Source organism: [Clostridium] aerotolerans DSM 5434 (assembly GCF_000687555.1).
GTDB lineage: Bacteria > Bacillota > Clostridia > Lachnospirales > Lachnospiraceae > Lacrimispora > Lacrimispora aerotolerans.
Window position 1 is genome coordinate 38,156 of the sequence record NZ_JHWJ01000005.1, and the last position, 15,275, is coordinate 53,430.

The window sequence follows — 15,275 nt, forward strand, 5'->3', positions numbered from 1 at the left end:
ACATACAGGAGGATGATGTGGATGAAAACAGATATTGAAATCGCACAGGAGGCGGTTATGCTTCCTATTAAGGAAGTGGCTGCTTCCTACGGGATTTTAGAAGATGATATTGAGCTATACGGAAAGTATAAGGCAAAGCTTTCAGACCAGCTTTGGGAACAGGTAAAAGAGAATAAGGATGGAAAGCTTGTTTTAGTAACTGCCATTAATCCGACTCCGGCAGGAGAAGGAAAGACCACAACGACAGTAGGACTTGGGGAAGCCTTTGGAGTTATGGGGAAAAAGGCGATGATCGCTTTAAGAGAGCCATCTCTGGGACCGTGTTTTGGAATCAAGGGAGGCGCAGCCGGAGGTGGTTACGCCCAGATCGTACCTATGGAGGACTTAAATCTTCATTTTACCGGAGATTTTCATGCCATTACTTCTGCCAATAACCTGTTATCCGCATTGCTGGATAATCACATCCATCAGGGAAATGCTCTGGAGATAGACACCCGTCAGATTATATGGAAGCGCTGTCTTGACATGAATGACCGTGCTCTTCGTAACATCGTCATTGGCCTGGGGGCAAAAGCAGAAGGGTTTGTGAGGGAAGATCATTTTGTAATTACGGTTGCCTCTGAAATTATGGCGATTCTCTGTCTGGCTAATGACATGGATGATTTAAAAGAACGCCTAGGAAAGATTATTGTGGCATATAATTATGCTGGAGAGCCGGTAACTGCTAATCAGCTTCATGCAGTTGGCGCAATGGCAGCTCTTTTAAAGGACGCTTTAAAGCCTAACCTGATTCAGACCCTGGAGCATACAGGAGCCATTGTTCACGGCGGACCATTCGCTAACATTGCTCATGGCTGCAATAGTGTCCGTGCCACAAAGACAGCCCTGAAGCTGGCAGATATTGTGGTGACAGAAGCTGGATTTGGTGCTGATTTAGGTGCAGAAAAGTTCATGGATATTAAATGCCGCAAGGCAGGACTGAAGCCGGACGCCATTGTTCTGGTTGCTACGATCCGAGCTCTTAAATATAACGGCGGCCTTCCAAAGGATCAGCTGAACCAGGAAAATATCCCGGCACTTGAAAAAGGAATCGTCAATCTGGAGAAGCACATTGAAAACATGCAAAAATACGGAGTTCCCGTCGTAGTCACATTAAATTCCTTCCTTACGGATACAGAAGCGGAATATCAGTTCGTTAAGAATTTCTGTGAGGAAAGAGGCTGTGAATTCGCCCTGTCTGAAGTATGGGAAAAGGGCGGAAAAGGCGGAATCCAGCTTGCAGAGAAGGTACTCTATACTCTGGAAAACAAGGAAAGCAAGTTTGCACCCATTTATCCTGATGATATGGGATTAAAAGAAAAGGTGGAGACGGTAGCCAAAGAAATATACGGAGCCAAAGGAGTAACCTATGCCCCTGCAGCTTCAAAAGCCCTGAAAAAATTCGAGGAAATGGGATTTGGGAACCTGCCAGTCTGTATGGCGAAAACACAGTATTCCCTTTCTGATGACCAGACAAAGCTGGGCCGCCCGGAAGGATTTGAAATCAATGTAAGGGATGCCTATGTTTCGGCTGGTGCTGGGTTTGTGGTTGTACTGACAGGTGCCATCATGACAATGCCTGGTCTTCCTAAAAAGCCGGCGGCAGACGGCATTGATATTAATAAAGATGGAATAATTACCGGATTATTCTGATGGAGGTTTCTATGAAGTTTAAAGATTGGCTGAAAGACTTAAAATATGAAGTATTACAGGGGAGTCTTGACGAGGAAGTGGATGAAATCGTTTATGACTCCAGAAAAGCCAGAGAAGGTGCTGTATTTGTATGTATGAAGGGAACGAAAGTAGATTCCCATGAATTTATCCCGGCAGTGGCTAAAGCCGGGGGCAAGGTTTTCGTGGTTGAGGAAAAGGTTTCCCTTCCTCAGGACGTAACTGCAATCTATGTACATAATGCAAGAGAGGCTCTTGCCCTTCTTTCCGCAGCCAGGTTTGGTTATCCGGCAGAAAAGATGGTGACTATTGGTGTTACTGGCACCAAGGGAAAAACCACTACCACCCATATGATTAAGGCAGTTTTAGAAGCCTGCGGAAAAAAAGTCGGCATGATCGGCACCACCGGAATTGTCATCGGTGAGGCCGTAACTCCTACCAAGAATACAACACCGGAATCCTATGAACTTCATGAGGCATTTAAAAGCATGGTAGAAGCCGGGTGCCAATACATGGTAATGGAAGTATCCTCCCAGGCTTACAAAATGCACCGGGTGGCAGGCATTACCTTTGATTACGGCCTGTTTACCAACATTTCTCCCGATCACATTGGACCGGATGAGCATGTTGATTTTGAAGAGTACCTGTTCTACAAATCAAGAATATTCCACACCTGTAAAAAGGGTATCATGAATCAGGATGATGCTCATTTTCAGGAAGTGACAAAGGATGCGGCATGTGAGCTCTACACCTTTTCCATGGACAGGGAAGGAACGGATTTTAAAGCTGAAAATATCCATTTTGTATCCCAGCCTGATTTCGTGGGAATCGAATTCGATGTAAAGGGACGATATAACCTTCCTGTTCGTGTCAATATTCCAGGACGCTTCAATGTGGCCAATGCACTGGCGGCCGTCAGTGTTTTAAGCTTCCTTGACCTTCCAAAGGACAGAATCTGCCATGGACTGGAACATTTAAGTGTAAACGGCCGTATGGAAATCGTTCATACCTCGGATAAATGCACCGTCATTGTGGATTACGCTCATAATGCTATAAGCATGGAAAGTCTTCTTTCCACACTGAGAGATTATCATCCAAAGCGTCTTGTCTGTGTGTTTGGCTGCGGAGGAAACCGGGCCAAGGACCGCCGTTACTCCATGGGAGACAGCGCCGGCCGTCTGGCGGATTTTACAATCATTACAGCCGATAATTCCAGATTTGAAAAGACAGAAGATATCATCGCTGATATTCGGGGCAGTATCTTAAAAACCGGTGGTGAATTTATTGAAATCCCGGACCGCAGAGAAGCCATCCGTTACAGTATGGAACATGCCAAACCAGGTGATATGATTGCCATTATAGGCAAAGGCCACGAGGATTACCAGGAGATGAATGGGGTACGTCACCATTTTTCCGACCGGGAAGAGGTTTTAGAGGCAGCAAAAGATCTTAACTTATAAAATACTCAAAAGTGAAACATACATGCCGGAAGCTGTGATTTGAGGCTTTCGGCTTTTCCACGGCAGATGGGAGGTTTGTGCGCCAGAGGCGTACAGGAAACGGAGGAAGTAATGGTAAACATGACGGTAAATGAAGTTTTAAAAGCAACAGGAGGCAAACTGCTTTGTGGCAATCCGGATACAATGTTAGAGCACTTAAGCATAGATTCCCGAAGTGAGAAGGAGCACTCCCTGTTTGTTCCATTAATCGGAGAAAAGGTGGATGCCCACCGGTTTATTGACCAGGCATTTTCAAATGGAGCCGCCGCTGTCCTTACCAGTGAACACGATTCCATGGAATCTGAAAAGCCATGGATCCGGGTGGAGGATACAAAAAGCGCCCTTCAGGCTATTGGACGCTTTTATAGAGAACGCCTTACCATTCCTTTGGTAGGTATCACTGGAAGCGTTGGAAAGACAACGACCAGAGAAATGGTAGCATGTGCTCTTTCTGCTGGTTTTAAGGTTTTTAAGACACCTGGCAACCACAACAGCCAGGTGGGAGTCCCCATCACCCTTTCTGAAATCACTCCGGAAGATGAAATTGGAGTCATTGAACTTGGTATGAGCGAACCTGGGGAATTAACAGTCATTGCTAGGCTTGCAAGCATTCAGATGGCAGTGATTACAAACATCGGAGTCACCCACATAGAGCAGCTTGGTTCCAGGGAAAATATTTATAAAGAAAAGCTAACCATACAGGATGGGCTGATGGAAGGCGGAATTCTGTTCTTAAATGGCGATGATGACCTTTTAAAAGACACAAAAGCAAAAGAAGGATGTAAAACCATTTACTACGGTACTGGTGAAAATGCAGATTACCGGGCAGAAGATGTACATCTGGAAGAAGGCTTTCCTGCATTTACAGCTGTTTTCGGAGATCAGAGGGTTCCGGTAAAATTATCTGTCATGGGAAGCCACAATGTTTTAAATGCCATGGTATCCCTTGCAGTTGCCTCCCAGTGCGGCATTCCATTGGAAGCAGCTGCAAAAAAACTTTGTGATTTTACCGGCTTTAAGAATCGCCAGCAGATTTATGAAGCCAATGGTATGACAATTATAGATGATACCTATAATGCCAGTCCGGTCTCCATGAAAGCAGGTCTTGAGGTATTAAATTCTCTTACAAAGGTAAAACGACGGATTGCTGTATTGGCCGACATGAAAGAGCTAGGAGAAGATGCTCCCAAATACCATTATGAAATTGGGGAGTATATCGCAGAACACCCCATTTTTGAAGTAGTGACCCTTGGAGAGCTGGCAGGTGAAATTGCAAGAGCCGTAAGGGAACAGTCAAAAGAAATACTTGTAAAAGAATTTATGGAGCAGGAAGCTCTTGTTACATATTTAAGAGGAGAGTTAAAAGAAGGAGACGGCGTTCTCTTTAAAGGCTCAAACAGTATGAAACTCAGTCAGGTGGCCGATCAGTTCCATCTGGTTTAATCCTTTGATATACACATAGAAACAGGTGAAGGAATGACAGAACAATATGCCCGTATTATCATAGATATTTCCCATGAAAAAGTAGACAGAACCTTTGATTACCGGATACCCGAAAGGCTATCCGAAGAGGTTTCTGTGGGATCCCTGGTCCTTATACCTTTTGGGAAGGGAAATGCCATGCGCAAAGGGTATGTGGTCGGCATTACCCCACATGCAGATTATGACAAGGATAAGATTAAAGAAATAGCAGGGATTGTAACAGACAGTGTTACGGCAGAATCCCTGCTTATTTCCCTTGCCTGGTGGTTAAAGGAACAGTATGGTTCCACCATGAATCAGGCTTTAAAAACCGTACTTCCGGTAAAGCAGAAGATAAAGCCAAAGGAAAAAAAGATTCTTCGCTGCCTTCTTAAGCCGGAAGAATTAGAAAAGGCTTTGGAAGAAGCCGAGAGAAAGAATTATAAGGCCAGATTCAGGCTTTTTCAGGCATTTTTAGAGAATCCCATGATTCCTTACGAGATTGCAGTCAACCAGATGAATCTGTCTGCGGCTACGTTAAAGCCTGTGATAGAAAAAGGACTGGTTAGTCTTGAATCCGAAGAGGTATATCGAAATCCCATCACTTTAAAGAAAAGCCAGGTACAGCATGTTTTGTTAAACCAGGAACAGCAGGCCATTGTGGATGCGTTTCAAAGGGATTATTCGAAGAATATAAGAAAAACATATCTCATACATGGCGTTACAGGAAGCGGTAAAACGGAAGTCTATATGGAGCTCATTGACCGAGTGATTCAGGAGGGAAAACAGGTGATTCTCCTGATTCCTGAAATCGCGCTTACCTATCAGACCGTGATGCGGTTTTACGGTCGATTTGGAAGCCGGGTATCTATCATCAATTCCAGACTGTCTGCCGGAGAACGGTACGATCAGTTTGAACGAGCCAGAAATGGGGATATTGATATTATGATAGGCCCAAGATCTGCTCTTTTCACCCCATTTTCCCGCTTAGGACTGATTCTTATCGACGAGGAGCATGAAGGAGCCTATAAAAGCGAGGTAGTCCCCAGATACCATGCCAGAGAAGTGGCAGAAAAAAGAGCTTCCATGCAGAATGCTTCCCTGGTCTTAGGTTCTGCGACGCCCTCTTTAGAAGCCTATACGAAGGCCTTAAGAGGGGAATACAGCCTCTTTTTACTGACAGAACGGGCGAAAAAAGACAGCCGTATGGCCAAAGTATTGGTAGCAGATCTGCGACAGGAATTAAAAGAAGGCAATAAGACCATTTTCAGCAGGCCATTAAAAGAAAAGATGGAAGAGCGTCTGGCAAAAAAAGAACAGATCATGCTGTTTATCAACCGGAGAGGGTATGCGAACTTTGTTTCCTGTAGGTCCTGTGGAGATGCCATACGATGCCCCCACTGTGATGTGACTCTGACCCTTCATAATAACCGCAGTCTTGTCTGCCATTACTGCGGACACACCATTCCCATGCCAAATGAATGTCCATCCTGCGGTTCTCCCTACATTGCCAATTTTGGAGTAGGGACCCAGAAAATCGAGCAGATGACTAAAAAGATGTTTCCATCTTCCAGGATTCTTCGTATGGATCTGGATACGACGAAGAAAAAGGGAGGCCATGAGGAAATCCTCACCGCCTTTTCCGAGGGAGAAGCAGACATACTCATCGGAACCCAGATGATAGTAAAGGGACATGATTTTCCAAACGTAACACTGGTAGGAGTTCTGGCTGCAGATCTATCCTTATATACGCCAGACTACCGTGGCGCAGAACGTACCTTTCAGCTCTTGACCCAGGCGGCCGGAAGAGCTGGCAGAGATGAGAAGCCTGGAGATGTGGTGATCCAGACCTACAGCCCTGAACACTACGCCATTACCACGGCGGCCAGTCAGGATTATCCTGCCTTTTATGAACAGGAAATGGTATTTCGCCGTATGATGAAATACCCTCCTGCAAATGTTCTTTTGACCATTCAGTTTTCTTCCAAAAATGAGGTGGCTCTGATATCAGCTTCAGAGACGGTGGCAGCTTATGTTGCCCCTCTGGCAGAGCAGGAAATGGTACAGACAATTGGCCCTTCCGAGGCTTCTGTATACAAAATTAATGATATTTATAGAAAAATTTTATACTTGAAACACGAAAACTATGATATACTAATAAAAATCAGAGATCAGATCGACGTCTTTTCAGAAGGCCGTCCGGATCTATTTGACCTGGTCCTGATACAATATGATTTTTCATAAATGAGAGGATAAGAGAAGATGGCGATTAGAAAGATTAGAACCATTGGAGATGAAATTTTAAGAAAACACTGTAAGCCGGTGAAGGAAATCACACCGCGAATCATAGAACTGGTAGAAGACATGTTTGAAACAATGTACGAAGCCAATGGCGTAGGCCTTGCTGCTCCCCAGGTAGGGGTGTTAAAACAGATCGTTGTAATTGACGTAGATGACGGCAATCAGTACGTGCTCATCAATCCAGAGATTATAGAAACCGACGGAAGCCAGACAGGACCGGAAGGCTGCCTTAGCGTTCCTGGAAAGTCTGGTACCGTAACAAGACCAAACCATGTAAAAGTAAGAGCCTATGATATTGAGATGAAACAGTTTGAACTGGAAGGCGAGGAGCTTCTTGCCCGCGCCATCTGCCACGAATGCGACCACTTAAATGGAGATCTTTACGTGGATAAGGTGGAAGGTGAGTTAGAGGATGTTACAGATCTTCCGGAAGACATGGAAATCATGGATGTGGAGGAAGAGGAGTAAATATGCGCATTGTTTTTATGGGAACGCCTGAATTTTCCGTGCCTGCTCTAAAGGCACTGGTAGAGGCTGGACATGATGTGGTTGGGGTAGTGACCCAGCCGGATAAATCAAAGGGCAGAGGAAAAGAAATACAGATGCCACCAGTAAAAGAACAGGCTTTGGAATACGGAATCCCTGTTTACCAGCCTGTTAAGGCCAGAGATCCTGAATTTGTTAAGGTCCTGGCTGATTTAGCCCCAGATACCATGGTTGTAGCAGCGTTTGGACAGATTCTTCCAAAGAGTATTCTGGATATTCCGAGATACGGCTGTATTTGTATCCATGCCTCCCTTCTTCCGAAGTACAGGGGAGCAGCACCCATACAGTATGCAGTGATTCACGGAGAAAAGGAAAGCGGTATCACCACGATGCTTATGGCAGAGGGTATTGATACGGGAGATATGCTGGATCAGGAGGCGGTTTCCCTGGATTTAAAGGAAACCGGTGGCAGTCTCCACGATAAGCTGAGTCAGATTGGGGCTTCCTTAATATTAAAGACATTGAAGAAACTGGAAGATCAAACCGCAGTCAGAACTCCCCAGGATGATTCACAGTCCTGCTATGTTGGAATGATTAAAAAATCTATGGGTGATATTGACTGGTCCATGGATGCTGTTGAGATTGAACGGCTCATCCGGGGACTGAATCCCTGGCCCAGCGCCTATACAGACTGGAATGGAAAAATAATAAAAATCTGGGACGCTCTAGTTGTGGACAAAGAGTACGAAGGAACCTGCGGTCAGGTGGTGGAAACAGGCAAGGATTGTCTCGTTGTAAAGACGGGAAAGGGCGGCTTATCCATCAAAGAGCTTCAGATGCAGGGGAAAAAGCGTATGGATATCGGCGCATTTCTGCGGGGATATCAGATTGCGGAAGGCACTGTTTTTGAAAGGAGTGTTTGATTATGTTTTACGGAGGAATGATGGGATATTATTATGATCCCACCTTGATATTTGTAATCATTGGCGCTTTATTATCCCTGGTTGCTTCAGCCAGAGTAAACAGCACCTACAATAAATATTCAAAAGTAAGAAGCATGTCAGGTATGACTGGAGCAGAAGCTGCCAAGCGGCTTTTAAATTCTCAGGGAATTTACGATGTCCAGGTACGCCCGGTAAGTGGTCAGCTGACGGATCATTACGATCCAAGATCAAAGACCGTGAATCTATCCGATTCCGTCTATGATTCCACCTCAGTTGCTGCCATCGGTGTTGCTGCCCACGAGTGCGGCCATGCCATGCAGCACAACACAGGATATGTTCCCTTAAAGCTTCGTGGGGCCATTGTTCCGGTAGCCAATATCGGCTCTCAGGCGGCTTTCCCGATTATACTTTTAGGCTTTTTCATCGGGGGCGTTGGCTCTCCGTTAGTTAACATAGGATTGATTCTTTTTTCCGTAGCAGTCCTTTTCCAGCTGGTCACATTACCAGTGGAATTTAATGCATCAAGCAGAGCCATTCATCTTCTTGGTGAAGTGGGTATTTTAGGAAGTGAAGAACTGGGACACACCAGAAAAGTTCTGGGAGCGGCGGCGCTCACCTATGTGGCAGCCCTTGCAGCAACTGTGCTGCAGCTTGCAAGACTTGTATTTTTATTTGGAGGAAGAAGGCAGGATGACTAAAGAGACAGACAGCAGGGAGATTGCCCTTGATATCCTCATGGAGATACTGGAAAAGTCAGGATACAGCCATATCATACTGCGTCAGGCATTAAATAAATATCAATATCTGGACAAATCGGAGCGGGCCTTTATTTCAAGGCTGGTAGAAGGAACCTTGGAATATCTGCTCCAGATTGATTATGTCATAGACTCTTTTTCCAGTACTAAAGTAAAGAAGATGAAACCCGTCATCCGAACCATATTGCGGATGTCGGTCTATCAGCTTTTATACATGGACCGGGTACCGGATTCCGCTGTTTGCAACGAAGCCGTTAAGCTTTCTGTAAAAAGAAAGTTTACCGGCTTAAAAGGCTTTGTAAACGGAGTTCTCCGCAATATATCAAGAAACAAGGAAACCCTTTCCTGGCCCAATGCTTCCATACGCTTTTCCATGCCTGAGTGGATCGTATCCATGTGGGAAAAGGAATACGGAAGTGAAACTGCAGTTGCAATGATGGAATCATTTTTAAAGAACAAAAAAACCACGATTCGTTGCAATTATGTCAATGCCACCAGAAAAGAGATATTAAAAAGCTTACAGGAACAGGATGTTATTGTAGCGGAATCCGGGCTTTCTGATGCAGTTCTTTATCTGGAGAAATACGATTATTTAGACAGCCTGGAGGCGTTTAAAAAGGGCTGGATCCAGGTACAGGATTTAAGCTCCGTTTTTGTAGGGGAAGCGGCAGATCCTAAGAAGGATGATTATGTCATTGATGTTTGCGGAGCTCCGGGTGGCAAGAGCATTCATATGGCAGATAAGCTAAATGGAACAGGACTGGTTGAAGTCCGTGACTTAACTGCCTATAAGGTGGAATTAATACAGCAGAACATCGATCGATGCGGATTTAAAAATATTCGCACAAAGGTTCAGGATGCGTTGATTCTGGATCAGGAATCCATAGAGAAGGCAGATATTGTGATTGCAGACCTGCCCTGTTCCGGACTTGGAATCATCGGTAGAAAGCCGGATATCAAATACCGGTTAAAGCCAGAGGATTTAAAAGAGCTGGCATCTCTCCAAAGAGAGATTCTCTCCGTTGTCCAGTCCTATGTAAAGCCAGGCGGGAAGCTGGTTTTCAGTACATGTACCGTAAACAAACAGGAGAATGAAGAAAATGCCCTCTGGTTTTTAAGTGAGTTTCCATTTGAACCTTTGGACCTTACCGGAAAGTTTGGAGCCGGGATTTCTTCTGACACCTTAAAGCAAGGATATATACAGTTATTGCCGGGAATCCATCCTTGTGACGGATTTTTCCTTTCGGCATTTGTAAAAAGGTAAATAGAATGGAAAAAACAGATATAAAATCTATGGATTTGGAGAAGCTCACTTCATTTGTGGCATCATTAGGAGAAAAACCATTTCGGGCAAAGCAGCTTTATGAATGGATGCATAAAAAGCTGGCTTCTGATTATGATGAAATGACCAACCTTCCCAAATCTCTGAAAGAAAAATTGCTGCAGTCAGCAGCATTTACATCCCTTGTGGTCGTAGATGAAAAAATTTCACAAATAGACGGAACAAGAAAATACTTATTCAGCCTTTCCGATGGAAACATCATCGAAAGCGTTCTGATGAAATACAATCATGGAAATTCTGTCTGCATTTCTTCTCAGGTGGGCTGCCGCATGGGCTGCCGTTTTTGTGCGTCAACCCTTGACGGACTGGAACGAAATTTAACCGCCTCAGAGATGCTGGATCAGATTTATCGGATTCAAAAGCTGACTGGGGAGAGAGTTTCTAATGTGGTTGTCATGGGTTCTGGAGAGCCTATGGATAATTATGACAATCTCATTGATTTTATCCGCCTTCTCACCGATGAGAACGGGCTTAACATCAGTCAGCGGAATATTACTGTCTCAACCTGCGGCATCGTTCCCGGAATTAAAAAACTGGCGGATGAGGACCTTCAGATCACACTGGCCCTTTCCCTTCATGCACCCAATGACGAAGTGAGAAAAACGCTGATGCCAATAGCAAAACGATATTCTCTCTCAGAAGTACTGTCTGCGTGCCAGGAGTACTTTGAAAAGACAGGAAGAAGGCTTACCTTTGAATACAGTCTGGTAAGCGGCGTGAATGATAATCTAAAAGAAGCGAAGGCACTTGCCGATCTTTTAAAAGGAATCAATGGCCATGTAAATCTGATTCCAGTCAACCCCATAAAAGAACGGGATTACGTGCAATCAGATCGGAAGGCCATCCTGGATTTTAAAAATTATCTTGAAAAAAACGGAATTAATGTTACTATAAGAAGAGAAATGGGACGGGATATTAACGGTGCCTGTGGACAGCTTAGAAAGAGTTTTATCAGTAAGGAATAATGCGGAAGGGAGAACGAAGCGATGAAGGCTTGCGCTATGACCGATATTGGAAGAGTCCGAACTGCCAATCAGGATTATGTCTATGCTTCAGCTGAGTCTGTAGGCAATCTGCCTAACCTTTATCTGGTTGCAGACGGTATGGGCGGTCATAAGGCTGGAGATTATGCGTCCAGATACATATCAGAACATCTGGTGGAGCATATAAAACAGGCCGAAGACTCTGAAATTATACCCCTTCTGCGAGGCGGAATCGAAAAAGTCAATCAGATGCTCTACCAGGAGTCGAGAGACAAAGCGGAATTAAACGGCATGGGTACAACGCTGGTAGCTGCAGTGATTGAAGATTCCACCATGTATGTGGCAAATGTAGGGGACAGCAGGCTTTATCTGATCCGGAATCAGTTAAAGCAGATTACAAAAGACCACTCCTACGTAGAAGAGCTTGTTTCCCTGGGACAGATGGAACGGGGAAGCAGGGATTACCGTGAAAAGAAGAATATTATTACCAGAGCGGTTGGTACGGAAGAAAAGCTTGAGATCGATTTTTTTGAGGTCAGCCTTGAGCCGGGAGATTATGTACTTATGTGTTCCGACGGACTCAGCAATATGCTTGAGGACGCTGAGATGGAAGAAATTATCTGTTCAGAGCTGGAACTGGGGGAGAAGGCAGAGAAATTGATAACAGTCGCCAATGATAACGGAGGAAAGGACAATATTGCAGTCGTTCTCATAAATCCGGAAATTGGCAGGGAGGAAAGCTTATGATTCTAAGACCTGGCACATTTTTACAGGACAGATACGAGATACTGGAACAAATCGGTTCCGGCGGTATGTCATATGTGTATAAGGCCCTGTGCCATAAATTAAACCGCCTTGTCGCCATAAAAATATTAAAAGAAGAATTCAGTTCAGACGGTAATTTTGTCAGTAAATTCAAGATGGAAGCACAGGCGGCAGCCCGCCTTTCTCATCCTAACATTGTGAATATATACGATGTTGTTGATGAGGATAACCTCCATTATATTGTGATGGAACTGATCGAAGGAATTACGCTAAAAAATTATATATCAAAAAAAGGCTGCCTTGATGTGAAAGAAGCCATTGGTGTTGCCGTACAGGTCGCTCAGGGTATTGCAGCGGCTCACGAACAAGGCATCATTCATAGAGATATCAAGCCCCAGAATATCATTATAGCCAGAGATGGCAAGGTAAAGGTTGCGGATTTTGGCATTGCCAGGGCAGCCACATCTCAGACCCTCAGCGCGACTGCGGTAGGTTCGGTTCATTACATATCCCCGGAGCAGGCCAGAGGAGGATACAGTGATGTCAGAAGCGATGTATATTCACTGGGCATTACCATGTATGAGATGGTGGCCGGACGGGTACCATTCCAGGGAGAGAATACGGTTACTGTGGCCCTGGCTCATTTAGAGACCCCAATTACACCTCCAAGCTATTATAACGAGGACATCCCGGTAGGGATTGAAAATATCATACTCAAATGTACGGAGAAAAAGCCGGAATACCGTTATGGCAGCATGCAGGAGGTAGTGGCTGATCTACGCCATGCTCTGGTGGATCCCAATGGAGATTTTGTTCAGCAGAATCCACAAATTGATGATTCCCAGACGGTGATTATTGGAAAACCAGAGCTGGAACAAATTCGTTCCGGGAGAAAGGTTTCTCAGGATGCCCCCTCTGCCCCACATGGAATGCGGGATAAGGATCAGAGGAAGGAACGCCGCCCGGAAAGAGGAGAGAATCCCAGGCAGACAACAGCCAGGACCAAGAAAGAGGATTCCGGCGAGGATATCAATCCTAAGATTGAAAAGCTTCTTACTGCGGCAGGTATTTTAGTTGCAGTTATTATAGTAATTGTACTGGTGGTTGTATTCGCAAAGGTAGGCGGTCTGTTCCGGTCCGGTTCCTCTAAATCACAGGAATCAACGGCAGTGGAATCGATAGAAGAGACCTTAAGCGAGAAGAGTGTGAAGATGCCAAGTGTACTGGGACTGACAACGGAACTTGCAGAGCAAAAGTTAAAAGAAAACGGCGGTCTCTATATGAAGACCAGCGATTACGTATACTCTGATACCGTGGCAGAAGGAGATATTGTTTCCCAGGATCCGTCTTCCGGCACTGTGGTCGACAAATATTCAGCAGTTTATGTGGTCGTCAGCAAAGGCCCGGAATATGTAAAGATTGATTTGACCAACTTAGGACTTGAAAAGATGGAGGCTGCATCAGCAAAGACTTTATTAGAAGAGAAGAAGCTGGTGGTTAAGATTGAGCAAAAAAACAGTGACAGCATCCAGAATGGCTATGTCATAAGCTATAGCCCAACGGAGGCCAAGGAAGGCGATACCGTGACCATTACTGCAAGCAGCGGACCTGCTCTTACAAATCCGGTAACTGTACCAAACCTGGCCGGACAGTCAAAGGAGCTGGCGGCAGAGCTTTTGGCTGATGTGGGGCTGACAGAGGGAGCGGTGTCAGAGGCAGTCTCAGAGACAGTCCCTAAGGGTATGGTAATCAGCCAGTCAGCAGCGGCTGGAAGTCAGGTAGAATCAGGCTCAGCGGTTAACCTTGTAATAAGCAGTGGAACGACACAGCAGGCAAAATATAAATACCTTGCTTCCATCGACAAATCCTATTCCCTCCAAAACATTATCGGACCGGGTTCAGGAAGTACTCAGCTGACCCTAAAGATTCAGCTGAGACAGAATGTAAATGGAAGAGATGAGGTTCGGGATCTTATGGCACCAGTTACCTTAACAGGAGACCAGATGCTTCCGGTTTCATTTAAAAATTTAGAAGGAGCTTATGGTGTGACAAGCGGATCGGTAGAAATTGTGAATGTGGAAACAGGGGAGGTAATCAATTCCTATTCCATCACATTCGTTCCGGTTCCCCAATCGTAAGGAATTGTATATGACAGGAAAAATATTGAAAGGGATCGCAGGATTTTATTACGTACAAGCAGCGGATGGAAAGCTTTATGAATGCAGGGCGAAAGGAATTTTCCGAAATAAGAACGTAAAGCCTCTGGTTGGAGATGATGTAGATATTTCAGTTCTGGATGAAACAGAGCTAAAGGGAAATATTGATAAGATTCTACCCAGGAAAAATGCCCTCATTCGTCCTTCTGTTGCCAATGTGGATCAGGCACTGGTGCTGTTTTCCGTTACCCAGCCTGAGCCAAATTTAAATCTTCTGGACCGCTTTCTGGTTATGATGGAGGTTCAGGAGGTTCCTGTCAATATCTGCTTTAATAAAATTGATCTTACAGGGGATGAAAGACAAAGGGAGCTGGCTGCTATTTATGAAAAAGCAGGCTATCCGGTGTATTTTACCAGTACCTGTGAGAAACAGGGAATCAGGGAGATTAAAGATCTGGTTCAGGGGAAAACCACAGTGTTAGCAGGTCCCTCTGGCGTGGGAAAATCCACGCTGACCAATCTGTTATATCCTAAGGCAGAGATGGAGACAGGTACTATCAGCGAAAAGATACAAAGAGGAAAGCATACCACCAGACATTCGGAATTATTTGGAATCGGCCAGGATACCTATATGATGGACACCCCTGGCTTTAGTTCCATGTACATCGAAGATATGGAGTGCGGCTGCCTGAAAGATTATTTTCCGGAATTTGAAGCTTATGAAGAAAATTGTAAATTTCTTGGCTGTGTTCACATCGGAGAAAAGGTCTGCGGCGTAAAAGAAGCCGTATCAGAAGGAAAAATCAGCCAGAATCGTTATGATAATTACAGGCTGTTATATCAGGAACTGAAAGAGAAAAGGAGATACTAACG

Annotated in this window: 12 protein-coding genes; all 12 read left to right on the forward strand. The window is 44.9% G+C overall.

Translation table 11 applies throughout. The features are described 5' to 3' along the window. The first annotated feature begins 21 nt into the window (after positions 1-21). Positions 22-1,692, forward strand: a complete 1,671-nt coding sequence (locus tag T546_RS0108510; RefSeq protein ID WP_026891244.1) for a formate--tetrahydrofolate ligase — start codon at positions 22-24, stop codon at positions 1,690-1,692. Between the two features lie 11 nt (positions 1,693-1,703). Next, complete coding sequence (locus T546_RS0108515) at positions 1,704-3,170, forward strand: UDP-N-acetylmuramoyl-L-alanyl-D-glutamate--2,6-diaminopimelate ligase (protein WP_026891245.1); 1,467 nt, start codon at positions 1,704-1,706, stop codon at positions 3,168-3,170. Positions 3,171-3,281: 111 nt separating this feature from the next. Then, a complete protein-coding gene (locus tag T546_RS0108520) occupies positions 3,282-4,652 on the forward strand; it encodes a UDP-N-acetylmuramoyl-tripeptide--D-alanyl-D-alanine ligase (protein WP_026891246.1) in 1,371 nt (456 codons plus the stop codon). 33 nt (positions 4,653-4,685) lie between these two features. After that, a complete protein-coding gene (gene priA / locus T546_RS0108525) occupies positions 4,686-6,914 on the forward strand; it encodes a replication restart helicase PriA (RefSeq protein ID WP_026891247.1) in 2,229 nt (742 codons plus the stop codon). Positions 6,915-6,932: 18 nt separating this feature from the next. Further along, entirely contained in the window at positions 6,933-7,439 is a 507-nt protein-coding gene (gene def / locus T546_RS0108530; protein WP_026891248.1) for a peptide deformylase, read from the forward strand. A 2-nt stretch (positions 7,440-7,441) separates the two neighbouring features. Next, positions 7,442-8,380 carry a methionyl-tRNA formyltransferase gene (gene fmt, locus T546_RS0108535; RefSeq protein WP_026891249.1) on the forward strand — a complete coding sequence of 313 codons (939 nt, stop codon included), beginning with the start codon at positions 7,442-7,444 and terminating at the stop codon, positions 8,378-8,380. A gap of 2 nt (positions 8,381-8,382) precedes the next feature. Beyond that, positions 8,383-9,099, forward strand: coding sequence for a zinc metallopeptidase (locus T546_RS0108540; RefSeq protein ID WP_026891250.1), 717 nt, complete (start codon positions 8,383-8,385; stop codon positions 9,097-9,099). Continuing rightward, positions 9,092-10,420 (forward strand): 16S rRNA (cytosine(967)-C(5))-methyltransferase RsmB, encoded by a 1,329-nt coding sequence (gene rsmB, locus T546_RS0108545; protein ID WP_026891251.1) that lies wholly within the window; start codon positions 9,092-9,094, stop codon positions 10,418-10,420. The genes T546_RS0108540 and rsmB overlap by 8 nt, the downstream gene beginning before the upstream one ends. A gap of 5 nt (positions 10,421-10,425) precedes the next feature. Next, complete coding sequence (gene rlmN, locus T546_RS0108550; protein WP_026891252.1) at positions 10,426-11,463, forward strand: 23S rRNA (adenine(2503)-C(2))-methyltransferase RlmN; 1,038 nt, start codon at positions 10,426-10,428, stop codon at positions 11,461-11,463. Between the two features lie 21 nt (positions 11,464-11,484). Then, positions 11,485-12,228: a Stp1/IreP family PP2C-type Ser/Thr phosphatase gene (locus T546_RS0108555; RefSeq protein ID WP_026891253.1), complete on the forward strand. Its 744-nt coding sequence runs from the start codon at positions 11,485-11,487 to the stop codon at positions 12,226-12,228. Beyond that, positions 12,225-14,384: a Stk1 family PASTA domain-containing Ser/Thr kinase gene (pknB, locus tag T546_RS0108560; protein WP_034598626.1), complete on the forward strand. Its 2,160-nt coding sequence runs from the start codon at positions 12,225-12,227 to the stop codon at positions 14,382-14,384. Before T546_RS0108555 ends, pknB begins: the two co-directional genes overlap by 4 nt. A 10-nt stretch (positions 14,385-14,394) precedes the next feature. Further along, positions 14,395-15,273 carry a ribosome small subunit-dependent GTPase A gene (gene rsgA / locus T546_RS0108565; protein WP_026891255.1) on the forward strand — a complete coding sequence of 293 codons (879 nt, stop codon included), beginning with the start codon at positions 14,395-14,397 and terminating at the stop codon, positions 15,271-15,273. Positions 15,274-15,275: the final 2 nt, after the last annotated feature.

Coding starts and splice junctions, on each gene's coding strand:
- rsmB (WP_026891251.1), top strand. CDS start 9,092: ATGACTAAAGAGACAGACAGCAGGGAGATTGCCCTTGATATCCTCATG.
- T546_RS0108510 (WP_026891244.1), top strand. CDS start 22: ATGAAAACAGATATTGAAATCGCACAGGAGGCGGTTATGCTTCCTATT.
- T546_RS0108520 (WP_026891246.1), top strand. CDS start 3,282: ATGGTAAACATGACGGTAAATGAAGTTTTAAAAGCAACAGGAGGCAAA.
- T546_RS0108515 (WP_026891245.1), top strand. CDS start 1,704: ATGAAGTTTAAAGATTGGCTGAAAGACTTAAAATATGAAGTATTACAG.
- T546_RS0108540 (WP_026891250.1), top strand. CDS start 8,383: ATGTTTTACGGAGGAATGATGGGATATTATTATGATCCCACCTTGATA.
- pknB (WP_034598626.1), top strand. CDS start 12,225: ATGATTCTAAGACCTGGCACATTTTTACAGGACAGATACGAGATACTG.
- rlmN (WP_026891252.1), top strand. CDS start 10,426: ATGGAAAAAACAGATATAAAATCTATGGATTTGGAGAAGCTCACTTCA.
- rsgA (WP_026891255.1), top strand. CDS start 14,395: ATGACAGGAAAAATATTGAAAGGGATCGCAGGATTTTATTACGTACAA.
- def (WP_026891248.1), top strand. CDS start 6,933: ATGGCGATTAGAAAGATTAGAACCATTGGAGATGAAATTTTAAGAAAA.
- T546_RS0108555 (WP_026891253.1), top strand. CDS start 11,485: ATGAAGGCTTGCGCTATGACCGATATTGGAAGAGTCCGAACTGCCAAT.
- priA (WP_026891247.1), top strand. CDS start 4,686: ATGACAGAACAATATGCCCGTATTATCATAGATATTTCCCATGAAAAA.
- fmt (WP_026891249.1), top strand. CDS start 7,442: ATGCGCATTGTTTTTATGGGAACGCCTGAATTTTCCGTGCCTGCTCTA.